The organism is Streptomyces vietnamensis (assembly GCF_000830005.1).
In the GTDB taxonomy this organism is placed as follows: domain Bacteria; phylum Actinomycetota; class Actinomycetes; order Streptomycetales; family Streptomycetaceae; genus Streptomyces; species Streptomyces vietnamensis.
Genome location: NZ_CP010407.1, coordinates 2727543 through 2747340, shown reverse-complemented (window position 1 = coordinate 2747340; position 19798 = coordinate 2727543). Strand labels below are relative to the sequence as shown.

Genomic DNA, 19798 nt, shown 5'->3' with positions numbered 1-19798 from the left:
ATCCTAAGTACTGCGGAGAGCGGAAAAGAAGATCCTCCGCGTACAACCTTTTGCCGACATCCGGGGTGCATCGGGGGTGCACCGGGGAAGGGCTCAGGAACCGGCCGAGGCGAGCGCCTCCGTGACGCCCTTCTCCTTCGGTCCCAGGAAGTGCGGGTCGGGGCGCAGGCCGGCGTCGAGGGCGGCCTTGCCCGCCGCGAAGAGCTCCCGGGTGGTGCCGTAGTACCAGGTGCGGTCGTGGGGTTCGGGGACCCCGACCCCGTACGCGTCGACCCCGGCGCGGTCGCACAGCGCGACGGCCCGCTTGATGTGGAAGTCCTGGGTGACGAGGACGGCCCGGTCGACGCCGAAGACCTTCTTGGCGCGGACGCAGGAGTCCCAGGTGTCGAAGCCCGCGTAGTCGCTGACGATCCGGCCCTCCGGCACCCCGCGCGCGGTGAGGTACGTGCGCATGGCGCTCGGCTCGTCGTACGAGGTCCGGCTGTTGTCGCCGGTGACGAGGAGGACCCGGACCTTGCCCGTGCGGTACAGCTCGGCGGCGGTGTCGAGCCGGTGCGCGAGGTACGGAGTGGGGCGGCCCTTCCAGAGGCCGGCGCCGAAGACGACGGCGACGTCCCGGGCGGGCACGTCGGCGGTGGTACGGAGCTTCCCGGCGGCGGCGGTCTGCATCCAGGTCGCCGGGGCGAGGGCGAGGACGGCGCCCAGCATCACGGCCTGGACGGTGCGGCGGCGGGCCCGGGTGGTGCGGGGGATCAACCGGGTGAGCCGTGCCGGCATGCGGGAACCTCCGTGGTTCGGCTGCGTTCTGTCACCCCGTCCGACGCGCGTCGGCGGGATTCGGTTCGCTGGAGGCGGGGTCTGTTCCGTACAACACACCGGCGAGGCCCATCCCGAGCACCATCCCCAGCAGCTGCGCGGCGGCGAAGGCGGGCACCGAGGCGGGGGCGATGCCGGTGAAGGAGTCGGAGAACGCGCGGCCGACGGTGGCCGCCGGATTGGCGAAGGAGCCTGAGGAGGTGAACCAGATGGCCGCGCCGATGTAGCCCGCGACGGCGACCGGGGCGAGCCCGGGGCGGCCGATGCGGCGCAGCCCCTGCACGACGAGGACGAGCCCGGCGGTGGCGACGGCCTCCCCGAGCAGCAGGTGCAGCGCCGAGCGCGGCTCGGTGGCCCAGGTGCCGGGCGCCCGCCCGAACATGGCCTCGGCGAGCAGGGCGCCGGTCACGGCCCCGGCGAGCTGGGCGGCGATGTAGACGAGGACGTCGCGCCCCCTGCTGTCGTGCCGCCGGGACCACCACTCGGAGAGGGTCACGACGGGGTTGAAGTGGGCGCCGGAGAGCGGGCCGATGAGGGCGATGAGCAGGCCGAGGCCGAGGGCGGTGGCGGCGGCGTTGGCGAGCAGCCGGACGCCGACGTCCTGGCTGAGGGAGTCGGCGCGGATGCCGGAGCCGACGACGACGGCGACGAGGGCGGTGGTGCCGATGAACTCGGCTGCGGCGCGCCGGGGGAGCGCGGGCGGGGACATTCTCATAGTGGAAAAGATATTCCGTGATTCGGAACGAAAAAAGAGGGGAGGGGAGGGGCGTGCCCCTCGTACGATCCGCGTCATGATCACTGACGACGACGTCCTCGGGGACGCGGTCCGCAACAACGCCGAGTGGTGCCAGGTCATGTGCCGCGCCCACGGCCTCACGGGCACGTTCGGGCCCCGCGCCTGGACCAGCGCCGCCCGCACGCCGCTCTACTACCCGGACGCGGTGGCGCTGACGGCGGACGCGGACGTGGAGGACTTCCTCGGCACCATCGACCGCACCACCCCGGGCGCCTCCGTCAAGGACAGCTTCGCCCGCTTCGACCTGGCCGAAGCGGGCTTCACGATGCTCTTCGAGGCGAGCTGGATCGCCCGCCCGGCCGGCCTCCCGGCCCCCGCCGCCCCCGGCGACTGGCGCCCCGTCCGCACCCCTGCGGAACTGGCGGCCTGGGCCCTGGCCTGGAGCGGGGACGACGAGGACGACGCGGCCCTCTTCCGCCCGGAGCTCCTCGCGGACCCGGCGACGACGATCGTGGCGGGGTACGGGGCGGACGGCCGGATCCTGGGCGGGGCGGTGCTCAGCGCGAGCGCGCGCGTCACGGGCGTCTCGAACCTCTTCGCGACGGGGGACACGGACCCGTCCTTCGTCTGGGCGGGCGCGCTCGCGTCGGCGCCGGCCGACCGCCCGGTCGTCGGCTACGAATCGGGCGACGACCTGGCCCCTGCCCGCGCGGCCGGCTTCGAACCGATCGCCCCCCTCCGCGTCTGGCTGGACGGCTAGGCCCCAGGGCCTGTTCCTCCCCCGTCGTCACGCCGCCGCGGGGGCGAAGTGGTGCAGCTCGTCGGTGCCGGGCTGGACCACGCCGTAACTGCTCTCCGGCACCTCGTTCCAGGCACCGGGCAGGTCGCCGAGGGGCTCGGAGACGACGAGGCGGGTCTCGTCGGAGACGTCCCGCAGGAAGGCGACATCGGGATGCAGCCTGCGCAGGGCCTCCACCCGGCTGCTGTAGAACAGCGAGCGGGAGGCGTGCGCGCTGGAGTAGCGGAAGGCCCAGAGGCGCTCGCCGTCGGTGAGGGCGAGCGTCATCTGGAGCGGGAACTCCACCCCGTGCTCACGGCCGGCCCGTTCCACCACGCCCGCCATGCGCGCCACGGCGGCGGGCGGGTCCCGGTCCAGACCGTAGGTGAGGGCCAGGTAGAACATCACCTCGGAGTCCGTCGTGCCCTCGATGTCGGCGTAGAGCGCGGGATCGACGAGCAGGGTGAGGTCACGGCGCATGAGGGGGAACCCGGCGATGGCGCCGTTGTGCATGAACATCCAGCGGCCGTGCCGGAACGGGTGGCAGTTCGACTGCTGCACGGCCGTCCCGGTCGACGCCCGGATGTGGGCGAAGAACAGCGGGGACCGGACGTGATCCGCCAACTCCCGCAGATTGCGGTTGTTCCAGGCGGGGCCGACGTCCCTCAGCAGCGCCGGCGTGTCGTCGTGCTCCGAGTACCAGCCCACGCCGAACCCGTCGCCGTTGGTGGTCTCCACGCCGAGCCTGGAGTGCAGGCTCTGGTCGATCAGGGAGTGGGCCGGCCTGTACAGGATGCTGTCGAGCAGCACCGGCGTGCCCGAATAAGCGAGCCATCGGCACATGCACGATCACCTGACTCCCTGCCGGGTCTCGCGGGCGCCGTCGTGCACGCCGTCCGGCCCTCCCATTCTCGGCGCCCTCCCCACCGGGTGCCACATCGGCGCCGGCGGGACGACCGGCCCGGCGGTCACGCGGACGGCCCGGCGGTCACGCGGACGGTCCGTCGGTCACGCGGACGGCCTGGCAGTCACGCGGACGGTCCGGCGGTCACGCGGACGACCTGGCCGACGGGGCCCGGCGCGCGTGAGGAGGGCGCCGAAGACACGTCACGCGCCGGAAACGGCGGGGCAACGCGCCCCCGCCAGGATCGGCGCATGACGGAGCCGGACAGCACGCTCGCCAGCACCGCGGGGCTGCTCGTGAGGATCGCCGGACAGCTCGGGGCGCAACTGGCCCAGGTGCGTCCGTACGACCGACGGCAGCGGAAGCACGAGGAGGAGGTACGCCCACCGATGAACGCTCCCGCCCTCGCCCGACACATCCGCGCCACCGCCCCGGCCACGCCCACGCCGCCCGCCCCCGCCCCCACCCTCCTCGCCGTGGGACACGGCAGCCGGGACCCGCGCGCCCAGGCCACCCTCTCCCGTCTCCTCGACCGCGTCCGCGACCTCCGCCCCGGCCTCGACGTCCGCCTCGCCCACGTGGAGCTGAACGCCCCGCTCCTCGGCGAGGCCCTCGCCGAACTCGCGGCCGAGGGCCGGGACGCCGTCCTCGTCCCCCTCCTCCTCGCCCCCGGCCACCACGTCACCCACGACCTGCCCGCGGCGACAGCCGCATCACCCGCGACCGCCCGCGTCGCCGAACCCCTCGGCGCCCACCCCCTCCTCGTCGAGGCCCTCGCCGACCGCCTCGCCGAGGCCGGCTGGAACCCCGACGGCAACCACGCCGGCCACGGCGTCGTCCTCGCCTCCGCCGGCTCCCGCGACCCCCGGTCCCGCGCCGAGACGCGCCGGATCGCCGCCCTCCTCGGCGAGCGCCTCGGCGGCGTCCCCGTCGTCCCCGCGTACGCCTCCGCGGCCGCGCCCACCGTCCCCGACGCGATCCGCGCCCTCGAAGCCAGGGGCCGCCGCGTCGCCGTCGCCTCCTGCTTCACCGCCCCAGGACTCTTCGCGACCCGCGCCGCCGCCCACGCCCCCTGGATCGCCTCGGACCCGCTCGGCGCCCACCCGGCCCTCGCCCGGCTGCTCCTCCACCGCTACGAGAAGGCCCGCACGCGGGAACTCGTCGCCGTCTGAGCCCTTCTGTCGGTCCCTCCGGTTACCTTCGAGGCATGGCAGGCAACGAGGACACCAAGGACAGCGCAGACATCACAGACACCCCCGGCTACGACTCCGCCGCGACCGAGCGCTGGGCCGCCGAGCCCGACAAACGCCCCGGGCGCACCGCCTTCCAGCGGGACCGCGCCCGCGTGCTGCACTCGGCCGCGCTCCGCAGACTCGCCGGCAAGACCCAGGTGGTCACGCCCGGCACCCGCAGTCACGCCTGGGACGCCAGCCCCCGCACCAGGCTCACCCACTCCCTGGAGTGCGCCCAGGTCGGCCGTGAGCTGGGGGCCGCCCTCGGCTGCGACCCCGATCTCGTCGAGGCCGCCTGCCTCTCCCACGACATGGGCCACCCGCCCTTCGGGCACAACGGCGAGCAGGCGCTGAACGACGTCGCCAAGGACTGCGGCGGCTTCGAGGGGAACGCCCAGTCGCTCCGGCTCCTCACCCGCATCGAGCCCAAGCGCTTCGTCAAGGACCGGGAGGGGGAGCTGGTCAGCGTCGGGCTCAACCTCACCCGGGCCGCCCTCGACGCCGCCACCAAGTACCCGTGGGCGCGCGGCGGTCACCCCGAGGACCCCGGCTCGCCGAAGTTCGGCGTGTACGAGGACGACCTGCCCGTCTTCGAGTGGATCCGGCAGGGCGCCCCCGCCCACCGCAAGTGCTTCGAGGCCCAGGTCATGGACTGGTCCGACGACGTGGCCTACTCGGTCCACGACTTCGAGGACGGGCTGCACGCCGGGCACATCGATCCCAACATGCTGTACGCCGAGCCCGAGCGGGCCGACGTGTTCGCCGTCGCCATCGGCCGTTACGTACCCGAGGACACCGATCCGCAGGAGCTCGCCGAGGCCCTGGACCGGCTCGTCGACCAGGAGTGGTGGCCGCACGGCTACGACGGCTCGGCCGTCGCGCAGGCCCGCCTCAAGGACGCCACCAGCCAGCTCATCGGCCGCTTCTGTCTGGCTGCCGAGGGCGCCACCCGGCAGGCCTACGGCTCGGGGCGGCTCACGCGGTACGGCGCCGAACTCGTCGTACCCCGCGGGACCCGCAACGAATGCGCCGTCCTCAAGGCCGTCGCCGACCGGTACGTGATGCAGCGCGCCGAGCAGGAGGCGCTCCGCGCCGACCAGCGGATCGTCGTCGCCGAGCTCGCCGAGGCCCTCGTCGCCCGCGCACCTGACGGACTCGAACCGCAGTTCCGGGCCGCGTTCGACACGGCCCGCGACGACCGGGCCCGCAAGCGCGTCCTCGTCGACCAGATCGCCAACCTCACCGACGCCTCCGCCCGGGCCCTCCACGCCCGCCTCCGCACCCCCCGGTAGCCCGTACGGCCCTCTTCCGTCGCCTCCCTCCGTACGGGACCCTCGCAGGCACGGCCCGGGCGGGTACGACGGGACGAACGCCCGGGGGCGTAGGTTGGAACCGGTCGCAACGAGGAGGAAACGACGTGGTCGACGCAGATCAGACCTTTGTCATCGTCGGCGGGGGCCTGGCAGGGGCCAAGGCGGCGGAGACCCTGCGCGCCGAGGGGTTCAACGGCCGGGTGATCCTCATCGGCGACGAACGCGAGCACCCCTACGAGCGTCCACCCCTCTCCAAGGGCTACCTCCTCGGGAAGGAGGAGCGCGACTCCGTCTTCGTGCACGAGGCCGCCTGGTACGCCCAGCACGACGTCGAGCTCCACCGCGGCCAGACCGTCACCGCCATCGACCGCGGGGCCCGCACCGTCCGCCTCGGCGACGGCACCCTCATCGCCTACGACAAGCTGCTCCTCGCCACCGGCGCCGAGCCCCGCCGCCTCGACATCCCCGGCACCGACCTCGCCGGCGTCCACCACCTGCGCCGGCTCGCCCACTCCGAGCGGCTCCGCCACGAGCTCAAGCAGCTCGGCCGCGACAACGGCCACCTGGTCATCGCGGGCGCCGGCTGGATCGGCCTGGAGGTCGCCTCCGCCGCCCGCGGCTACGGCGCCGAGGTCACCATCGTCGAGGCCGACCCCACCCCGCTGCACCGGGTCCTCGGCCCCGAGCTCGGCCAGCTCTTCGCCGACCTGCACACCGACCACGGCGTCCGCTTCCACTTCGGCGCCCGGCTCACCGAGATCGTCGGCCAGGACGGCATGGTCCTCGCCGTCCGCACCGACGACGGCGAGGAGCACCCGGCGCACGCCGTACTGATCGCCATCGGCGCCGCCCCGCGCACCGCCCTCGCCGAGAACTCGGGCCTCGCCCTCGTCGACCGGGCCGACGGCGGCGGCGTCGCCGTCGACGAGTCCCTGCGCACCTCCGACCCCGACATCTACGCCGCCGGCGACATCGCCGCCGTCCACCACCCGCTCTTCCACACCCGGCTCCGCGTCGAGCACTGGGCCAACGCCCTCAACGGCGGCCCGGCCGCCGCCCGCGCCATGCTCGGGCAGCGCGTCTCGTACGACCGGGTGCCCTACTTCTTCACCGACCAGTACGACCTCGGCATGGAGTACTCGGGCTGGGCGCCGCCCGGCTCGTACGACCAGGTCGTCGTGCGCGGCGACACCGGCAAGCGCGAGTTCATCGCCTTCTGGCTCAAGGAGGGCCGCGTCCTCGCCGGCATGAACGTGAATGTGTGGGACGTCACAGAGCCCATCCAGAACCTCATCCGCGCCCGTACAGCCGTGGACACGGAGGCCCTCGCCGACCCCTCCGTACCCCTGGAGAGCCTGACCTGATCGCCCCCGGCCACCCGGCCCCACACATCCCGGGGGGCGACCCCCGTACCCCCGTACACTTTCCTGCGTGGCAGGCAGGATCAACGATGACGACGTGAAGGCGGTACGGGACGCGGTCCCGATCGACGCCGTCGTGTCCGAATACCTCCAGCTGCGCAACGCGGGCGGCGGAAACCTCAAGGGCCTCTGCCCCTTCCACGACGAGAAGTCGCCCTCCTTCCAGGTCAGCCCCAGCAAGGGACTCTTCCACTGCTTCGGCTGCCAGGAAGGCGGCGACACCATCGCCTTCGTGATGAAGATCGACCACCTCTCCTTCTCGGAGACGGTCGAGCGCCTCGCCGCGAAGGCGGGCATCACCCTGCGGTACGAGGAGGGCGGCTACAACCCCGGCCACCAGCGCGGGGAACGCATCCGGCTGATCGAGGCCCACAAGATCGCCGCCCAGTACTACGCCGACCAACTCGGCTCCGCCGAGGCCGAGATCGGCCGGAAGTTCCTCGCCGAGCGCGGCTTCGACCAGGCCGCCGCCGAGCACTTCGGCGTCGGCTACTCCCCGGCCGGCTGGGACCACCTCACCCGCTTCCTGCGCGGCAAGGGCTTCTCCGACAAGGAACTGATCCTCTCCGGCCTCTCCCAGGACGGCCGCCGCGGCCCCATCGACCGCTTCCGCGGCCGCCTCATGTGGCCGATCAAGGACGTCGGCGGCGAGATCGTCGGCTTCGGCGCGCGCAAGCTCCGCGAGGACGACAACGGCCCCAAGTACCTCAACACGCCCGAGACGCCGATCTACAAGAAGTCCCAGGTGCTGTACGGCATCGACCTGGCCAAGAAGGACATCGCCAAGGTCAGCCGGGCCGTCGTCGTCGAGGGCTACACCGACGTCATGGCCTGTCACCTCGCCGGCGTCACCACCGCCATCGCCACCTGCGGCACCGCCTTCGGCGGCGACCACATCAAGATCCTCCGCCGGCTCCTCATGGACAACGGCTCGGCCCGCGTCATCTTCACCTTCGACGGCGACGCGGCCGGTCAGAAGGCCGCCCTGCGGGCCTTCGAGGACGACCAGAAGTTCGCCGCCGAGACGTACATCGCCATCGCGCCCGACGGCATGGACCCCTGCGAACTCCGGCTCGCCAAGGGCGACGAGGCCGTCGCGGAGCTCGTCCAGCCCCGCACCCCGCTCTTCGAGTTCGCCCTCCGGCAGATCGTGAAGCGGTACGACCTGGAGACCCCGGCGGGCCAGGCTGCCGCCCTGAACGAGGCCGCCCCGATCGTTGCGAAGCTGAAGGACCCGTCGGTGCGCCAGAGGGTCGCGGTCAAGCTCGCGGGGCTGCTCGGCATCATGGAGGACCAGTTCGTCGTGCGGCGGGTCAGCCGGATCGCCCAGTGGCAGCGTGGCAAGGGCGACACCCCGCAGCCCGCCCGGCAGCGCTCATACGACGACGTACCGGCCCCCACGGCCTCTACCGGCCCCGCGCTCAACCTGCGCAGCGCCGCCCACCGCACCGAGCGGGAACTCCTCAAGCTGGCGCTGCAACGGCCCGAGCTGGTCTCCCCCTTCTTCGACGCGTACGGGGTGGACGAGTTCACCGCCCCGCCGTACGCGGCCGTCCGCCAGTGCATCCACGACGCGGGCGGTGCCGACGGTGCCCCCGCCGACTATATGGACGCCGTTCTCGCGGCCGCGCCCAACGACACCGTCCGCACCCTCGTGCGTGAGCTCGCCGTGGAGAGGATCCTCGCAGCCAAGGGCGCGGACGAGGTCTACGCGTCCGTGCAGTTGGTTGAGGTCCGGCGCCGTGCGGTGGACCGCCGCATCGATCAGCTCAACGCCGCGCTGAAGCGGCTGAGCCACACGAACCCGGAGCAGGTGAGCGCCGCCCAGCAGGAGCTCTTCGTCCTCCAGCAGTACAAAGCGGCGCTGCAAGCGCACGGCGCCGCCGCCCTCTGACACACGTTCGGTCACGTCCCGGTCTCAAAAAGTCACCGCACGCCCCTCGTGGCGTCGCTGTGTCGTACCCCACACTGGGTGACGGTGCCGTTCCGCCCCTCCTGGAGGTCGCCCGCCGTGCAGACCGAGATCCAGCCGAGCCAGACCGCCGAACCGGACGAGCAGACCGAGCTCCCCGAGATCCCGCCCCAGCGCCGCCGCACCGGCGACCTCGGCGGCAACGGCCCCTCCTCCGACCTCTTCCGCCAGTACCTGCGCGAGATCGGCCGCATCCCGCTGCTCACCGCGGAAGAGGAGGTCGACCTCGCCCGCCGCGTCGAGGCCGGACTGTTCGCCGAGGAGAAGCTCGCCAACACCCCTGATCTGGACACGCAGTTGGCGATCGACCTGGACCGGCTCGTCGTCCTCGGCCGGATCGCCAAGCGCAAGCTCATCGAGGCCAACCTCCGCCTCGTCGTCTCCGTCGCCAAGCGGTACGTGGGCCGCGGCCTCACCATGCTCGACCTCGTCCAGGAGGGGAACCTCGGCCTCATCAGGGCCGTCGAGAAGTTCGACTACGCGCGCGGCTACAAGTTCTCCACGTACGCCACCTGGTGGATCCGCCAGGCCATGTCCCGGGCCCTCGCCGACCAGGCCCGGACCATCCGCGTCCCCGTGCACGTCGTGGAACTCATCAACCGGGTCATCCGCGTCCAGCGCCGCATGCTCCAGGAGCGCGGCTACGAACCCACCGCCGAAGAGGTCGCCGCCCAGCTCGACCTGGCCCCCGAACGGGTCGGCGAGGTCCTCCGCCTCGCCCAGGAACCCGTCTCGCTGCACGCGCCCGTCGGCGAGGAGGAGGACGTCGCCCTCGGCGACCTCATCGAGGACGGCGACGCCGCCTCACCCGTCGAGTCCGCCGCCTTCCTGCTGCTCCGCCGCCACCTGGAGGACGTCCTCTCCACCCTCGGCGAACGCGAACGGAAGGTCGTCCAGCTCCGCTACGGCCTCGACGACGGAAGGCCCCGCACCCTGGAGGAGATAGGACGCATCTTCGGCGTGACGCGCGAACGCATCCGCCAGATCGAGTCCAAGACCCTCAACAAGCTCCGGGACCACGCCTACGCGGACCAGCTGCGCGGCTACCTCGACTGAGAGCGAGGCTCTTCGACGGTCAGGGTCCAGTCGCCCTCCGCGTTGAACCGCAGAAGCAGCGGCCCCTCGGGCAGCCGGACGGTGCACTTCGCCTTACTGGTCTCGTTGAGGAGCAGGCTGCGCCGCTCCTCCCTGAGCTCCGTCTCCCCGCCGACCTCGTGGCACCACAGGCCGACGTGGCCGTGGCGGCCCGCCTCCCTGCCCCGGAACCGTACGCGGAGATCGGTCGCCGGACCCGTGTACAGCAGGGCCTCGTGGCCGTACCCCGTCATGGTCCCGGTCAGCCGGCGGGCGGCGGCCACGGGCTTCACCCGCAGGATCCAGGCGTTGGACGCCGACACCTTGAGCTTCGGCCGGCGCTTCTGCGGGACCGTGCTGCCCCTGAAGTCCCGGAGCAGGACGTTGAAGTAGAGATCGGGGATCGGGGCGTCCAGCTCGGTGTGGGCCAGGATGGAGAAGTGTCCGTCACCCTGGTGCGCGGCTTCGAGCAGGAACGGTCCGTCCGGGAAGTGGTCGCCCCAGGGGAGCATCCGAGGGCCGTTCCCCTCGATCGTGTAGGGCTCGAAGAACGGGCCGAACTCCCAGCCCTCCAGGAGGGAGTACGACCGGTCCGGCGGCGGGAAGGACAGCCCGGCGCCCGCGCCCTTCCAGCCCGGCGGCGTCTGCCCCGGCACCTTCGTCACACCGGTCAACGGCTCAGGACCGGCAGGGGAGTCGGGGGTCTTCGAGAAGTGGCCCATGCCGCACATCATGCGACACGGGCCACGGCGAAGTCGATCGTCCGGTCAGTCGACCTCGGCGACCGCCTGCGCGAACTGCGCGGCGTACAGCCGGGCGTAGGCCCCGCCGGACGACAACAGCTCCTCGTGCGTGCCCTGTTCGACGATCGAGCCGTTCTCCATCACCAGGATCACGTCGGCGTCCCGGATCGTGGAGAGCCGGTGCGCGATCACGAACGACGTGCGCCCGTGGGCGAGTCGGGCCATGGCCTTCTGGATGAGGACCTCGGTGCGGGTGTCGACCGAGCTGGTCGCCTCGTCCAGGACGAGGATCACCGGGTCGGACAGGAACGCCCGGGCGATGGTGATCAGCTGCTTCTCGCCCGCGCTGACCCCCGCCCCGTCGTCCTCGATCACCGTGTCGTAGCCCTCGGGCAGGGTCCGGATGAAGCGGTCGGCGTGCGCGGCGCGCGCCGCCTCCTCGATCTCCTCCCGGGTCACCGTGCGCGTGGCGCCGTACGCGATGTTGTCCGCGATGGTGCCGCCGAAGAGCCAGGTGTCCTGGAGGACCATGCCGATGCCCTTGCGCAGCTCCTCGCGGGACATCTTCGCGACGTCCACCCCGTCCAGGGTGATCCGGCCGTCCGTCACCTCGTAGAACCGCATGAGCAGGTTCACCAGGGTCGTCTTGCCGGCGCCGGTCGGGCCGACGATCGCGACCGTCTGGCCCGGGTCGACCGTGAGCGACAGGTCCTCGATGAGCGGCTTGTCCTCCTCGTAGCGGAAGGAGACGCCCTCCAGGGCCACCTTGCCCTTGAGGTCCACCGGCTTCTCGCTCGTCGGCGCGTCCGGCTCCTGCTCCTCGGCGTCGAGGAGCTCGAAGATCCGCTCCGCCGAGGCGACGCCGGACTGCACCAGGTTCGCCATCGACGCGACCTGCGTCAGCGGCATCGAGAACTGGCGCGAGTACTGGATGAAGGCCTGCACGTCACCGATGGACAGGCTGCCGGTCGCCACCCGCAGACCGCCGACCACGGCCACCAGGACGTAGTTGATGTTCGAGACGAAGAACATCACCGGCTGCATGACACCGCTGTTGAACTGCGCCTTGAACCCGGCCTCGTACAGGGCCTCGTTCTGCTCGCGGAAGTCCTTCGCGGACTCCTCCTGCCGTCCGAAGACCTTCACCAGGCCGTGCCCGGTGTACATCTCCTCGATGTGCGCGTTGAGCGCGCCCGTCGACTTCCACTGCTGTACGAAGTGCGGCTGCGAGCGCTTGCCGATCTTCGCCGCGACGAAGACCGACAGCGGCACCGTCACCAGCGCCACCAGGGCGAGCAGCGGCGAGATCCAGAACATCATGAAGAGCACGCCGACGATCGTGAGCAGCGAGTTGATCAGCTGGCCCATCGACTGCTGGAGGGTCTGCGAGATGTTGTCGATGTCGTTGGTCGCCCGGGACAGCACCTCGCCGCGCTTCGCCTTGTCGAAGTACGAGAGGGGGAGCCGCGCCAGCTTCGTCTGGACGTCCTCCCGCATCCGGTAGACCGTCCGGTTGATCACCTTGATCGACATGCGGGTGGAGACCAGCATGAGCAGGCCCGCCGCCACGTAGATCGCGAGGACCCACAGCAGGACCTCGCCGACCGCGCCGAAGTCGATGCCCTTGCCGGGGGTGAAGTCGACCCCGGACAGCATGTCGGCCATGCCGCCGTCGCCGGAGGCGCGGAGCTTCTCCAGGACCTGTGCCTTCGTGGCGCCCTCGGGCGCGTTCTTCCCCGCGGTCTGCCCGATGACGCCCGCGAAGATCAGGTCCGTCGCCTTGCCGAGGATCTTCGGCCCGACCACGGAGGCCGCCACCGACAGCACGCCGGCGATCAGCATCAGCCAGAGCGTGCCGCGTTCGGGCGCCAGCTGCTTGAGCAGCCGCTTGCCCGAGCCCTTGAAGTCCATGGACCGCTCACCGGACTGGCCCATCATCATGCGTCCGCCAGGACCGGCCATCAGGCTGCCTCCGCCTCGGTCAGCTGGGAGAGCACGATCTCCCGGTACGTCTCGTTGTCCGCCATCAGCTCGCGGTGCCGTCCGGTGCCCACGACCCGGCCCTCGTCGAGGACGACGATCCGGTCGGCGTCGCGGATGGTCGACACGCGCTGGGCGACGATCACCACGGTCGAGTCGGCCGTCTCCTCGGCGAGCGCGGCCCGGAGCAGGGCGTCCGTCTCGTAGTCGAGCGCGGAGAAGGAGTCGTCGAACAGGTAGATCTCCGGCCGCTGCACGAGCGTCCGCGCGATGGCGAGCCGCTGCCGCTGCCCGCCGGAGACGTTGGTGCCGCCCTGCGCGATCGGGGCGTTCAGGCCGCCCTCCAGCTTGGACACGAAGTCCTTGGCCTGGGCGACCTCCAGGGCGTGCCAGAGCTCCTCGTCGGTCGCGTCGGGCTTCCCGTACCGCAGGTTCGTCGCCACCGTCCCGGAGAACAGGTACGGCTTCTGCGGGACGAGCCCGACGGTCTTCGCCATCAGCTGCGGGTCGAGCTTCCGCACGTCGACGCCGTCGACGAGGACCTCGCCGCCGGTGGCGTCGAAGAGCCGGGGCACCAGACCGAGCAGCGTCGACTTGCCGCTGCCCGTCGAACCGATGATCGCGGTGGTCTCACCGGGCCGGGCGACCAGCGCCACGTCCTTGAGGACCGACTCCTCCGCGCCCGGGTACCGGAAGTCCGCGCTCCTGACCTCCAGGTGCCCGCGCCGGTCGAGCGTCTTCACCGGCTCGGCCGGCGGCACGACGCTCGTCTCGGTCCCGAGGACCTCCTCGATGCGCTCTGCGCAGACCTCGGCGCGCGGCACCATCATGAACATGAAGGTGGCCATCATGACGGCCATCACGATCTGCATCAGATAGGCGAGGAAGGCGGTCAGCGCGCCGATCTCCATCCCGCCGCTGTCGATGCGCTGCGCGCCGAACCAGACCACGGCCACGCTGGAGACGTTCACGACGGTCATGACCGTCGGGAACATCAGCGCCATCAGCCGCCCGGTCGCCATCGACACGTCGGTCAGCTCGCCGTTGGCGCCGCGGAAGCGCTCCTCCTCGTACCCGTCCTTCACGAAGGCGCGGATGACCCGGTTGCCGGTGATCTGCTCGCGCAGCACCCGGTTCACCGTGTCGAGCCGCTCCTGCATCGTCCGGAACAGCGGCCGCATCTTCCGCACGATCAGCGAGACGGCGACGCCGAGCACCGGCACCACCGCGAGCAGCACGCCCGACAGGGGGACGTCTTGGCCGAGCGCCATCACGATGCCGCCGACGCACATGATGGGCGCGGAGACCATCAGGGTGAACGCCATCAGGACCAGCATCTGGACCTGCTGCACGTCATTGGTCGTACGGGTGATCAGCGAGGGTGCGCCGAAGTGGCCGAGCTCCCGGGCGGAGAAGGACTGGACCCGGTCGAAGACCGCGCCGCGCACGTCGCGGCCGAGCGCCGAGGCGGTGCGCGCGCCGTAGTACACGGCCCCGATGTTGCAGAGGACCTGGACGACGGAGACGCCGACCATCAGGGCGCCGAAGCGCAGGATGTAGCCGGTGTCCCCGTTCACGACACCGTTGTCGATGATGTCGGCGTTCAGGGTCGGCAGATAGAGGCTCGCGCAGGTCTGCAGGAACTGCAGCAGGACGAGCAGCGCGATGGGTTTTCGATACGGCCGCAGGTGGGTTCGGAGAAGTCTTATGAGCACGGCTCCTACTATCGCCCGCGTCCCTGTGACGTTACGACTCGGTTTTGGGGCGCGGGCGTGCGGGCGCCCGGCGCGGGCGTGCCCGGGGGCTCAGGCCGTGAACGCGCCCGGGTGGATCTGCTCCCGCGTCGCCACGTACTGCTGCCGTACGGCCTGTCCGACCGACAGTTCCTCGCCGGGCTCCAGGATCTGCGCGACCGCGCCCTGCCAGGCCGGGGGAGCGGCCGGGGAGAGCGTGCCCCGGGCGACCCCGAGGGCCCAGGCGGCCTGCCGGGCCGCGCCGAGCGCCGCGTAGTCGGCGGGCTGGGGGACGACGACCTGGGCGCCGAAGAGCGCCGGGGCGAAGGCCTGTACGGCCGGCAGGGCGGCGGCCGCGCCGAGCAGGAAGACCCGCCGCACCTCGACGCCCCGCCCGCGCAGGACGTCCATGGCGTCGGTGAGCGCGCAGAGCATCCCCTCGAACGCCGCCCGCGCCAGGTGTTCGGGCTTCATCGACTCGCGCCGCAGCCCGCTGAGCGTGCCGGCGGTGTGCGGCAGGTTCGGGGTCCGCTCGCCCTCCAGATAGGGCAGCAGGACGAGCCCGGAGGCGCCGGGCGTCGACTTCAGGGCCAGCGCCGACAGCTCCTCGAGCGACTCCACGCCCAGCATCTCGGCGGTGCCGCGCAGCGCCCGTACGGCATTGGAGGTGGAGACGACGGGCAGGTACATGCCGGTGGCGTCGGCGAAGGAGGTGATCATGCCGCTGGGGTCGGCGAGGGCCTCGTGGTGCACGGCCATCACGGAGCCGGAGGCGCCGAGCGAGACCACCGCGTCGCCGGGGCCGAGGCCGAGGCCGAAGGCGGCGGCCATCGTCTCGCCCGTACCGGCGGAGACGAGGAGGCCCTCGGGGGTGATGCCGGCGGCGTCGGAGGGCCCGAGGACCTCGGGCAGCACGGCCTGGTGGCCGAGGGCCAGTTCGACGAGGTCGGGGCGGTACATCCCGGTGCCGACCGACCAGTAGCCGGTGCCGGAGGCGGCGCCGCGGTCGGTGGTGCGACGGGCGGGCCGGCCGAGGAGCTGCCAGACGAGCCAGTCGTGGGGCTGGAGGACCATGGCGACCCGCTGGGCGTTCTCCGGCTCCGTACGGGCCAGCCAGCGCAGCTTGGCGACCGCCTGTCCGGCACCGGGCACGCTGCCGACGGCCTCGGCCCAGGCCTGCCGTCCGCCCAGGGACTCCACGAGGTCGGCGGCGGCCACCTGCGCCCGCTTGTCGTTGCGCACGAGCGCGGGCCGCACCAGGCCGCCCTGCGCGTCGAGCGGCACGAGCCCGTGCTGCTGCGCGGAGACGCCGATGGCCTCCACGCCCTCCAGGAGCCCGCCGGCGGCGGCCTCCCCGAGCGAGAGCAGCCAGGTCTGCGGATCGACGTCGACGGCCTTGGGTTCGCCGGGATGCGCGGCGTACCCCTGCCGCAGTACGGCACCCGTGTCCGTGTCACAGACGACGATGCGTGTGAACTCCGCAGAGCTGTCCAGTCCGGCGACTATCCCCATGGCACATGATTCTGCCGCACGCGAGGGGGATCAGGTGTTGCTGGTGCCCCAGTCGTCGTCCTCGTAGACCTTCCCGTTGCCCTGCCGGCGCTCGCGCAGCGCGTGGACCCGGTCGGCCACGGAGTGCGGCAGCCTGTCGCCGACGACGTGCAGGGCCTTGCCCGCGGCCTGGCGCCCGGTCTGGGCGGCGGACTCGGTGGCGTTCCGCACGGCGGGGTTCTGCGCGAAGTCCTTCGCGGACTTCTTCATCTGTTCGTAGCGTTCGCGTCCGGCACGCGTGCCGAGCACGTAACCGAGGGCGAGTCCCACGACGAACGTCAGCTTGTACCGCACGGCTGCGATCCTTCCCTGGAGGCCCTGGGGGAACCGATTGGCGGAGCACCCCCCTGCTTGCGCTAATGTATGTCTCGCAGCGAGCGGCCGCCGCCCGGCAAGGCCCGAGGTGGATCCGATCGGTGCAACGCAGCAATCCCCTGTAGCTCAATTGGCAGAGCAGCCGGCTGTTAACCGGCAGGTTACTGGTTCGAGTCCAGTCGGGGGAGCGCGATCCCCTGTAGCTCAATTGGCAGAGCATTCGGCTGTTAACCGGAGGGTTACTGGTTCGAGTCCAGTCGGGGGAGCGAGACGGAAAAGGACCCTTCGGGGTCCTTTTTCGCGTCTCCGGGAACCATGCGGGGCGCGGTGCGGTCTTCATGGTCGAGCAGAGCCGATCATCCGGAGCAGGAGATCGTATGAGCGGCTATGCTGCGGCAGACGGCGCGCACACATGTACGCGCCTCACCGATCGGGGCGGTAGCTCAGCCGGTTAGAGCAGCGGACTCATAATCCGTCGGCCGTGGGTTCGAGTCCCACCCGCCCCACAGAAGAAAAACGTTCTGACCTGTGAGGACACCCCTGAAGGGGTGTCCTCACGCGTGGTGGCCGCCTCTCGTCGGCGAGACGAGACGGGCGCCTCCGGTCCGCTCCACCGGGCCCCGGCCTTCTCGACCCGGGGTTTCGGATGGAACGTGGGTGTGAATCCGCGACGATGATCGCACGGCGATCCCACGGCTCCTGCGTGTGACACGCCGCACACCGCATCGATTTTCTGCGCCCCGGGTGCTGCTGGAAGGGCCCGCCCCGGGAGTCGGCGCCGCCGTGGTGCGCGGACGCCGCCCGGAGCGGGCCGGTCGGTCGGCCACGTCCCCGACAGGGCTCCGGCCGGGGCGAGCCGGGCCGCGCGGATCGCGGGGTGGAGGCCGGCCGGGGCTCCGATCGCCAAGGTGGCGCCGACGCCACCCGCCGAGGCCCGGGCGGGCACGACCGCGCCGCTCCTGACGCGGGGGTGGCGCCTGGTGGCGGCCCACTTGATCTGTCTGGATGGGCAGCCCAAGTCGGCTTGTGGGAGGGGGAATTGCCGACCGGAGGCCACCCCCTCGACGCCTTCAGCCTTCGCCGGGCTTGGCCTGTGACGCCAGGACCGTGCCGTCGGCGCCCAGGACGGTGATGGTGAAGCCGTCCGTCCCGGCATGGGCGTCGTACGCGTGGAAGGCGACCCAGCCGGGGTGGCCGGGCAGCGTGACGATGCGGGCGTTCGTCGTCCGGCCTCCCGCGGAAAGGGTCACCCCGGCGGGCCTCTCGGGGCCGCGGTAGACGCCGGCCCACACGGTGCCGGTGGTGTCGCCGGCCGTGGTGGCCGAGACCTTTCCCCCGGGCACCTCGGCCACCTTCATCAGTCGCTCCTCGGAGCCCGAGGCCTTCGGCGTCGAAAGGGACACGCCCTGAGCCGTCAGCCGCATCGTGCTGCCGCCGCCGAGCGTCACCTCCTCGCCCGGAGCCACCACCTCCACCGCCGCCGGTGTCGCCGGCGACGCCACCGGCGCGGAGGGTCGGGAGGGCGGGTCGAAGGTCGTGGAGAACGCCGCACCGGCCACCGGGACGAGCACCGCGGCCGCCACGACGGCGGAGCGGATCGCCTTGCGGCGCCGGCGGATCGTCGTTCCCCGCCGCATCACGGCCGCCGTGGGGGCCGTACCCACCGGCACGGACGCCGCGGCCTCGTGGAGCGCCGCGGCCAGGGCCTCGTCCTGGTTCATCGGGGCATTCCTTTCAGCGCGACCGGGGCGCTCGGGTGGGTACGGGCTTCCTGGGGGCGTCCGGCCAGGGCGGCCAGGACGCCGTCGTCGCGGAGCACGGCCAGGCCGCGGGCGATCTGGCTGCGTACGGTGCTCTCCCGGGTGCCCAGGGCGGCGGCGATCTGGGCGGGGGCCATGTCCTCGAAGTAGCGGAGCACCACGGCGGACCGCTGCCGCAGGGGCAGCCTGGCGAGCGCGTCCATGAGCGCGCCGCGGTGTTCCACCTGTGCGGTCCGGTCGGCCACCGCGGTCTCCGGAAGCCGGGAGGTGAACCACTCGCGGACGGTCCGCCGGCGGAACCCGTCCGCGTGAACGTGGATCATGATCTTGCGGACGTACGCGGCCATGTCGTCACTGTGCCGCACCTTGTCCCACTTGGCGTAGGCGCGGGCCAGGGCGTTCTGGGCCAGGTCCTCGGCATCGTGATGGCTGCCGGTCAGCAGATACGCGGTGCGTATCAGGCCGGGCCACCGGACGGTCATGAAGGCGTGGAATTCGTCGTCGGCGTTGCTCAATCAGTCCTCGCCACGGTTCGGCGTCTTGAGGGGGCACGTGCTGCGGTCGCCGCTGCCGCCCCGCCCCGCCCCGTCCCGGGGCGGGGCGGCAGCGGCGGTTCCCGGCTAGGTCCGGACGGCGATCGAGGGCTTCACGGAAGCCTTCACCTTCGGGGCGAAGACGTAGTAGGCACCCCAGCCCGGCTTGCCGGCCAGGGTCACGACCCTGGCCCGAAGGGTTCGGGACCCGAGCGTGAGGGTGACCTCGGTCGTCGCCGTCACCGGGCCGCGGTAGATCCCCGCGAACAGCGCACCGGAGGCGTCGCCGTGGGCGATCGTGGCCACCTTCCCGGGGAACACGTCGGCGACGCGGAGGACATCCGCCGTGCCCGTGCCCGAGGCCACGTGCAGGCCCTCCGTCGTCAGCCACAGCCTGTCGCCGGCGACGGCGATCCGCTCACCCGGCGCGACCACCCGCACGGCACCGGCCGCGGAGGCCGTTCCGGCCGGTGCGACCGCGGGCGCCGCCGGCGCCGGCGACGCGCTCGCGGACGTCGCGACCGCCGTCCCCGCGCCCGTCGTGAGCACCGCGACACCCGCGATCACCGCCGGCCATCCACGCCTCCATCCACGCGAACCGATGGAAGTCATCACTGGCTCCTCCAGACAAACAACGTCGGCCTCCGGTCACCGGGACCGGAGCGGACGGGCTCTGTCGTCCCCTCCACCCCCCAGACGGCGCCCGTGCCGCGGAACGCTGCTCCACGCGGCACCCCACCGCGTGTGGCGATCGTCACACGCGAATGCGCGACGGGCTCGACCGCGCGGTCCCCCTCGTCACCATGACCGCCGACGCCACCGGCACCTGGACCTGGCAACTCGCCCTGAACGACCACTGCGTGGCCGTCGCCGCCCGGACGTACCAGCGCACCGCGGACTACGTGGAGGGCCGCTTCGGCTGAGCGGCGGGGAACGC

The 19798-nt window shown here is 72.1% G+C and carries 18 protein-coding genes and 3 tRNA genes; 10 read left to right on the top strand and 11 right to left on the bottom strand.

Annotated features, from left to right (window positions below):
• Positions 1–93 precede the first annotated feature (93 nt).
• Both SVTN_RS12250 and SVTN_RS12245 read right to left on the bottom strand, forming a co-directional pair.
• On the bottom strand, positions 94–777 hold the full coding sequence (locus tag SVTN_RS12250; protein ID WP_041129117.1) for a SanA/YdcF family protein: 684 nt from the start codon (positions 775–777) through the stop codon (positions 94–96).
• Between the two features lie 31 nt (positions 778–808).
• Positions 809–1531, bottom strand: coding sequence for an aquaporin (locus SVTN_RS12245; RefSeq protein WP_041129116.1), 723 nt, complete (start codon positions 1529–1531; stop codon positions 809–811).
• 76 nt (positions 1532–1607) lie between these two features.
• On the opposite strand from SVTN_RS12245, the gene SVTN_RS12240 reads away from it, so the two are divergent.
• On the top strand, positions 1608–2312 hold the full coding sequence (locus tag SVTN_RS12240; RefSeq protein WP_041129115.1) for a hypothetical protein: 705 nt from the start codon (positions 1608–1610) through the stop codon (positions 2310–2312).
• 27 nt (positions 2313–2339) lie between these two features.
• Here SVTN_RS12240 and SVTN_RS12235 read toward each other — a convergent pair whose 3' ends face one another.
• Positions 2340–3173 carry a class II glutamine amidotransferase gene (locus SVTN_RS12235; protein ID WP_041129114.1) on the bottom strand — a complete coding sequence of 278 codons (834 nt, stop codon included), beginning with the start codon at positions 3171–3173 and terminating at the stop codon, positions 2340–2342.
• A gap of 312 nt (positions 3174–3485) precedes the next feature.
• Here SVTN_RS12235 and SVTN_RS12230 point away from each other — a divergent pair, with 312 nt between their 5' ends.
• The 5 genes from SVTN_RS12230 to SVTN_RS12210 all read left to right on the top strand — a co-directional run bounded on the left by SVTN_RS12230 (position 3486) and on the right by SVTN_RS12210 (position 10228).
• Positions 3486–4406: a sirohydrochlorin chelatase gene (locus tag SVTN_RS12230; RefSeq protein WP_041129113.1), complete on the top strand. Its 921-nt coding sequence runs from the start codon at positions 3486–3488 to the stop codon at positions 4404–4406.
• A 35-nt stretch (positions 4407–4441) separates the two neighbouring features.
• Positions 4442–5758, top strand: a complete 1317-nt coding sequence (locus tag SVTN_RS12225; RefSeq protein ID WP_041129112.1) for a deoxyguanosinetriphosphate triphosphohydrolase — start codon at positions 4442–4444, stop codon at positions 5756–5758.
• A gap of 125 nt (positions 5759–5883) precedes the next feature.
• A complete protein-coding gene (locus SVTN_RS12220) occupies positions 5884–7143 on the top strand; it encodes an NAD(P)/FAD-dependent oxidoreductase (protein WP_041129111.1) in 1260 nt (419 codons plus the stop codon).
• Positions 7144–7210: 67 nt separating this feature from the next.
• The gene (dnaG, locus tag SVTN_RS12215; RefSeq protein ID WP_078908320.1) at positions 7211–9094 is read left to right on the top strand and encodes a DNA primase; all 1884 of its coding nucleotides are present in this window, start codon (positions 7211–7213) and stop codon (positions 9092–9094) included.
• A gap of 117 nt (positions 9095–9211) precedes the next feature.
• Positions 9212–10228: an RNA polymerase sigma factor gene (locus SVTN_RS12210; RefSeq protein WP_245727523.1), complete on the top strand. Its 1017-nt coding sequence runs from the start codon at positions 9212–9214 to the stop codon at positions 10226–10228.
• On the opposite strand, the gene SVTN_RS12205 is transcribed toward SVTN_RS12210, so the two are convergent.
• The 5 genes from SVTN_RS12205 to SVTN_RS12185 form a co-directional block, all read right to left on the bottom strand.
• Positions 10216–10968 (bottom strand): hypothetical protein, encoded by a 753-nt coding sequence (locus SVTN_RS12205; RefSeq protein ID WP_159026445.1) that lies wholly within the window; start codon positions 10966–10968, stop codon positions 10216–10218. The genes SVTN_RS12210 and SVTN_RS12205 overlap by 13 nt on opposite strands.
• Positions 10969–11013: 45 nt before the next feature.
• Positions 11014–12951, bottom strand: a complete 1938-nt coding sequence (locus tag SVTN_RS12200; RefSeq protein WP_041129109.1) for an ABC transporter ATP-binding protein — start codon at positions 12949–12951, stop codon at positions 11014–11016.
• Positions 12951–14684 (bottom strand): ABC transporter ATP-binding protein, encoded by a 1734-nt coding sequence (locus SVTN_RS12195; protein ID WP_041129108.1) that lies wholly within the window; start codon positions 14682–14684, stop codon positions 12951–12953. The genes SVTN_RS12200 and SVTN_RS12195 overlap by 1 nt, the downstream gene beginning before the upstream one ends.
• A 90-nt stretch (positions 14685–14774) precedes the next feature.
• Entirely contained in the window at positions 14775–16214 is a 1440-nt protein-coding gene (locus tag SVTN_RS12190; RefSeq protein WP_041129107.1) for an FGGY family carbohydrate kinase, read from the bottom strand.
• Between the two features lie 30 nt (positions 16215–16244).
• Positions 16245–16547, bottom strand: a complete 303-nt coding sequence (locus SVTN_RS12185; protein ID WP_041129106.1) for a hypothetical protein — start codon at positions 16545–16547, stop codon at positions 16245–16247.
• A 136-nt stretch (positions 16548–16683) separates the two neighbouring features.
• Here SVTN_RS12185 and SVTN_RS12180 point away from each other — a divergent pair.
• From SVTN_RS12180 to SVTN_RS12170, 3 genes are all read left to right on the top strand, one after another.
• Positions 16684–16756, top strand: a tRNA-Asn gene (locus SVTN_RS12180).
• Between the two features lie 5 nt (positions 16757–16761).
• Positions 16762–16834, top strand: a tRNA-Asn gene (locus SVTN_RS12175).
• A 166-nt stretch (positions 16835–17000) separates the two neighbouring features.
• Positions 17001–17074, top strand: a tRNA-Ile gene (locus SVTN_RS12170).
• Positions 17075–17638: 564 nt separating this feature from the next.
• On the opposite strand, the gene SVTN_RS12165 is transcribed toward SVTN_RS12170, so the two are convergent.
• The 3 genes from SVTN_RS12165 to SVTN_RS12155 form a co-directional block, all read right to left on the bottom strand.
• Positions 17639–18289: a hypothetical protein gene (locus SVTN_RS12165; protein ID WP_041129105.1), complete on the bottom strand. Its 651-nt coding sequence runs from the start codon at positions 18287–18289 to the stop codon at positions 17639–17641.
• A complete protein-coding gene (locus SVTN_RS12160) occupies positions 18286–18843 on the bottom strand; it encodes a SigE family RNA polymerase sigma factor (protein ID WP_041129104.1) in 558 nt (185 codons plus the stop codon). Before SVTN_RS12160 ends, SVTN_RS12165 begins: the two co-directional genes overlap by 4 nt.
• A gap of 105 nt (positions 18844–18948) precedes the next feature.
• Positions 18949–19428 (bottom strand): hypothetical protein, encoded by a 480-nt coding sequence (locus SVTN_RS12155; RefSeq protein WP_041129103.1) that lies wholly within the window; start codon positions 19426–19428, stop codon positions 18949–18951.
• Positions 19429–19625: 197 nt separating this feature from the next.
• Here SVTN_RS12155 and SVTN_RS44245 point away from each other — a divergent pair, with 197 nt between their 5' ends.
• The gene (locus SVTN_RS44245) at positions 19626–19784 is read left to right on the top strand and encodes a hypothetical protein (protein WP_159026444.1); all 159 of its coding nucleotides are present in this window, start codon (positions 19626–19628) and stop codon (positions 19782–19784) included.
• Positions 19785–19798: the final 14 nt, after the last annotated feature.

What these genes read in the sequence shown, in the direction of transcription:
- SVTN_RS12235 (WP_041129114.1), bottom strand. Translation starts at nt 3,173, where the DNA reads ATGTGCCGATGGCTCGCTTATTCGGGCACGCCGGTGCTGCTCGACAGC.
- SVTN_RS12230 (WP_041129113.1), top strand. Translation starts at nt 3,486, where the DNA reads ATGACGGAGCCGGACAGCACGCTCGCCAGCACCGCGGGGCTGCTCGTG.
- SVTN_RS44245 (WP_159026444.1), top strand. Translation starts at nt 19,626, where the DNA reads ATGCGCGACGGGCTCGACCGCGCGGTCCCCCTCGTCACCATGACCGCC.
- SVTN_RS12205 (WP_159026445.1), bottom strand. Translation starts at nt 10,968, where the DNA reads ATGGGCCACTTCTCGAAGACCCCCGACTCCCCTGCCGGTCCTGAGCCG.
- SVTN_RS12245 (WP_041129116.1), bottom strand. Translation starts at nt 1,531, where the DNA reads ATGAGAATGTCCCCGCCCGCGCTCCCCCGGCGCGCCGCAGCCGAGTTC.
- SVTN_RS12240 (WP_041129115.1), top strand. Translation starts at nt 1,608, where the DNA reads ATGATCACTGACGACGACGTCCTCGGGGACGCGGTCCGCAACAACGCC.
- SVTN_RS12225 (WP_041129112.1), top strand. Translation starts at nt 4,442, where the DNA reads ATGGCAGGCAACGAGGACACCAAGGACAGCGCAGACATCACAGACACC.
- SVTN_RS12250 (WP_041129117.1), bottom strand. Translation starts at nt 777, where the DNA reads ATGCCGGCACGGCTCACCCGGTTGATCCCCCGCACCACCCGGGCCCGC.
- SVTN_RS12190 (WP_041129107.1), bottom strand. Translation starts at nt 16,214, where the DNA reads ATGGGGATAGTCGCCGGACTGGACAGCTCTGCGGAGTTCACACGCATC.
- SVTN_RS12200 (WP_041129109.1), bottom strand. Translation starts at nt 12,951, where the DNA reads ATGGCCGGTCCTGGCGGACGCATGATGATGGGCCAGTCCGGTGAGCGG.
- SVTN_RS12165 (WP_041129105.1), bottom strand. Translation starts at nt 18,289, where the DNA reads ATGAACCAGGACGAGGCCCTGGCCGCGGCGCTCCACGAGGCCGCGGCG.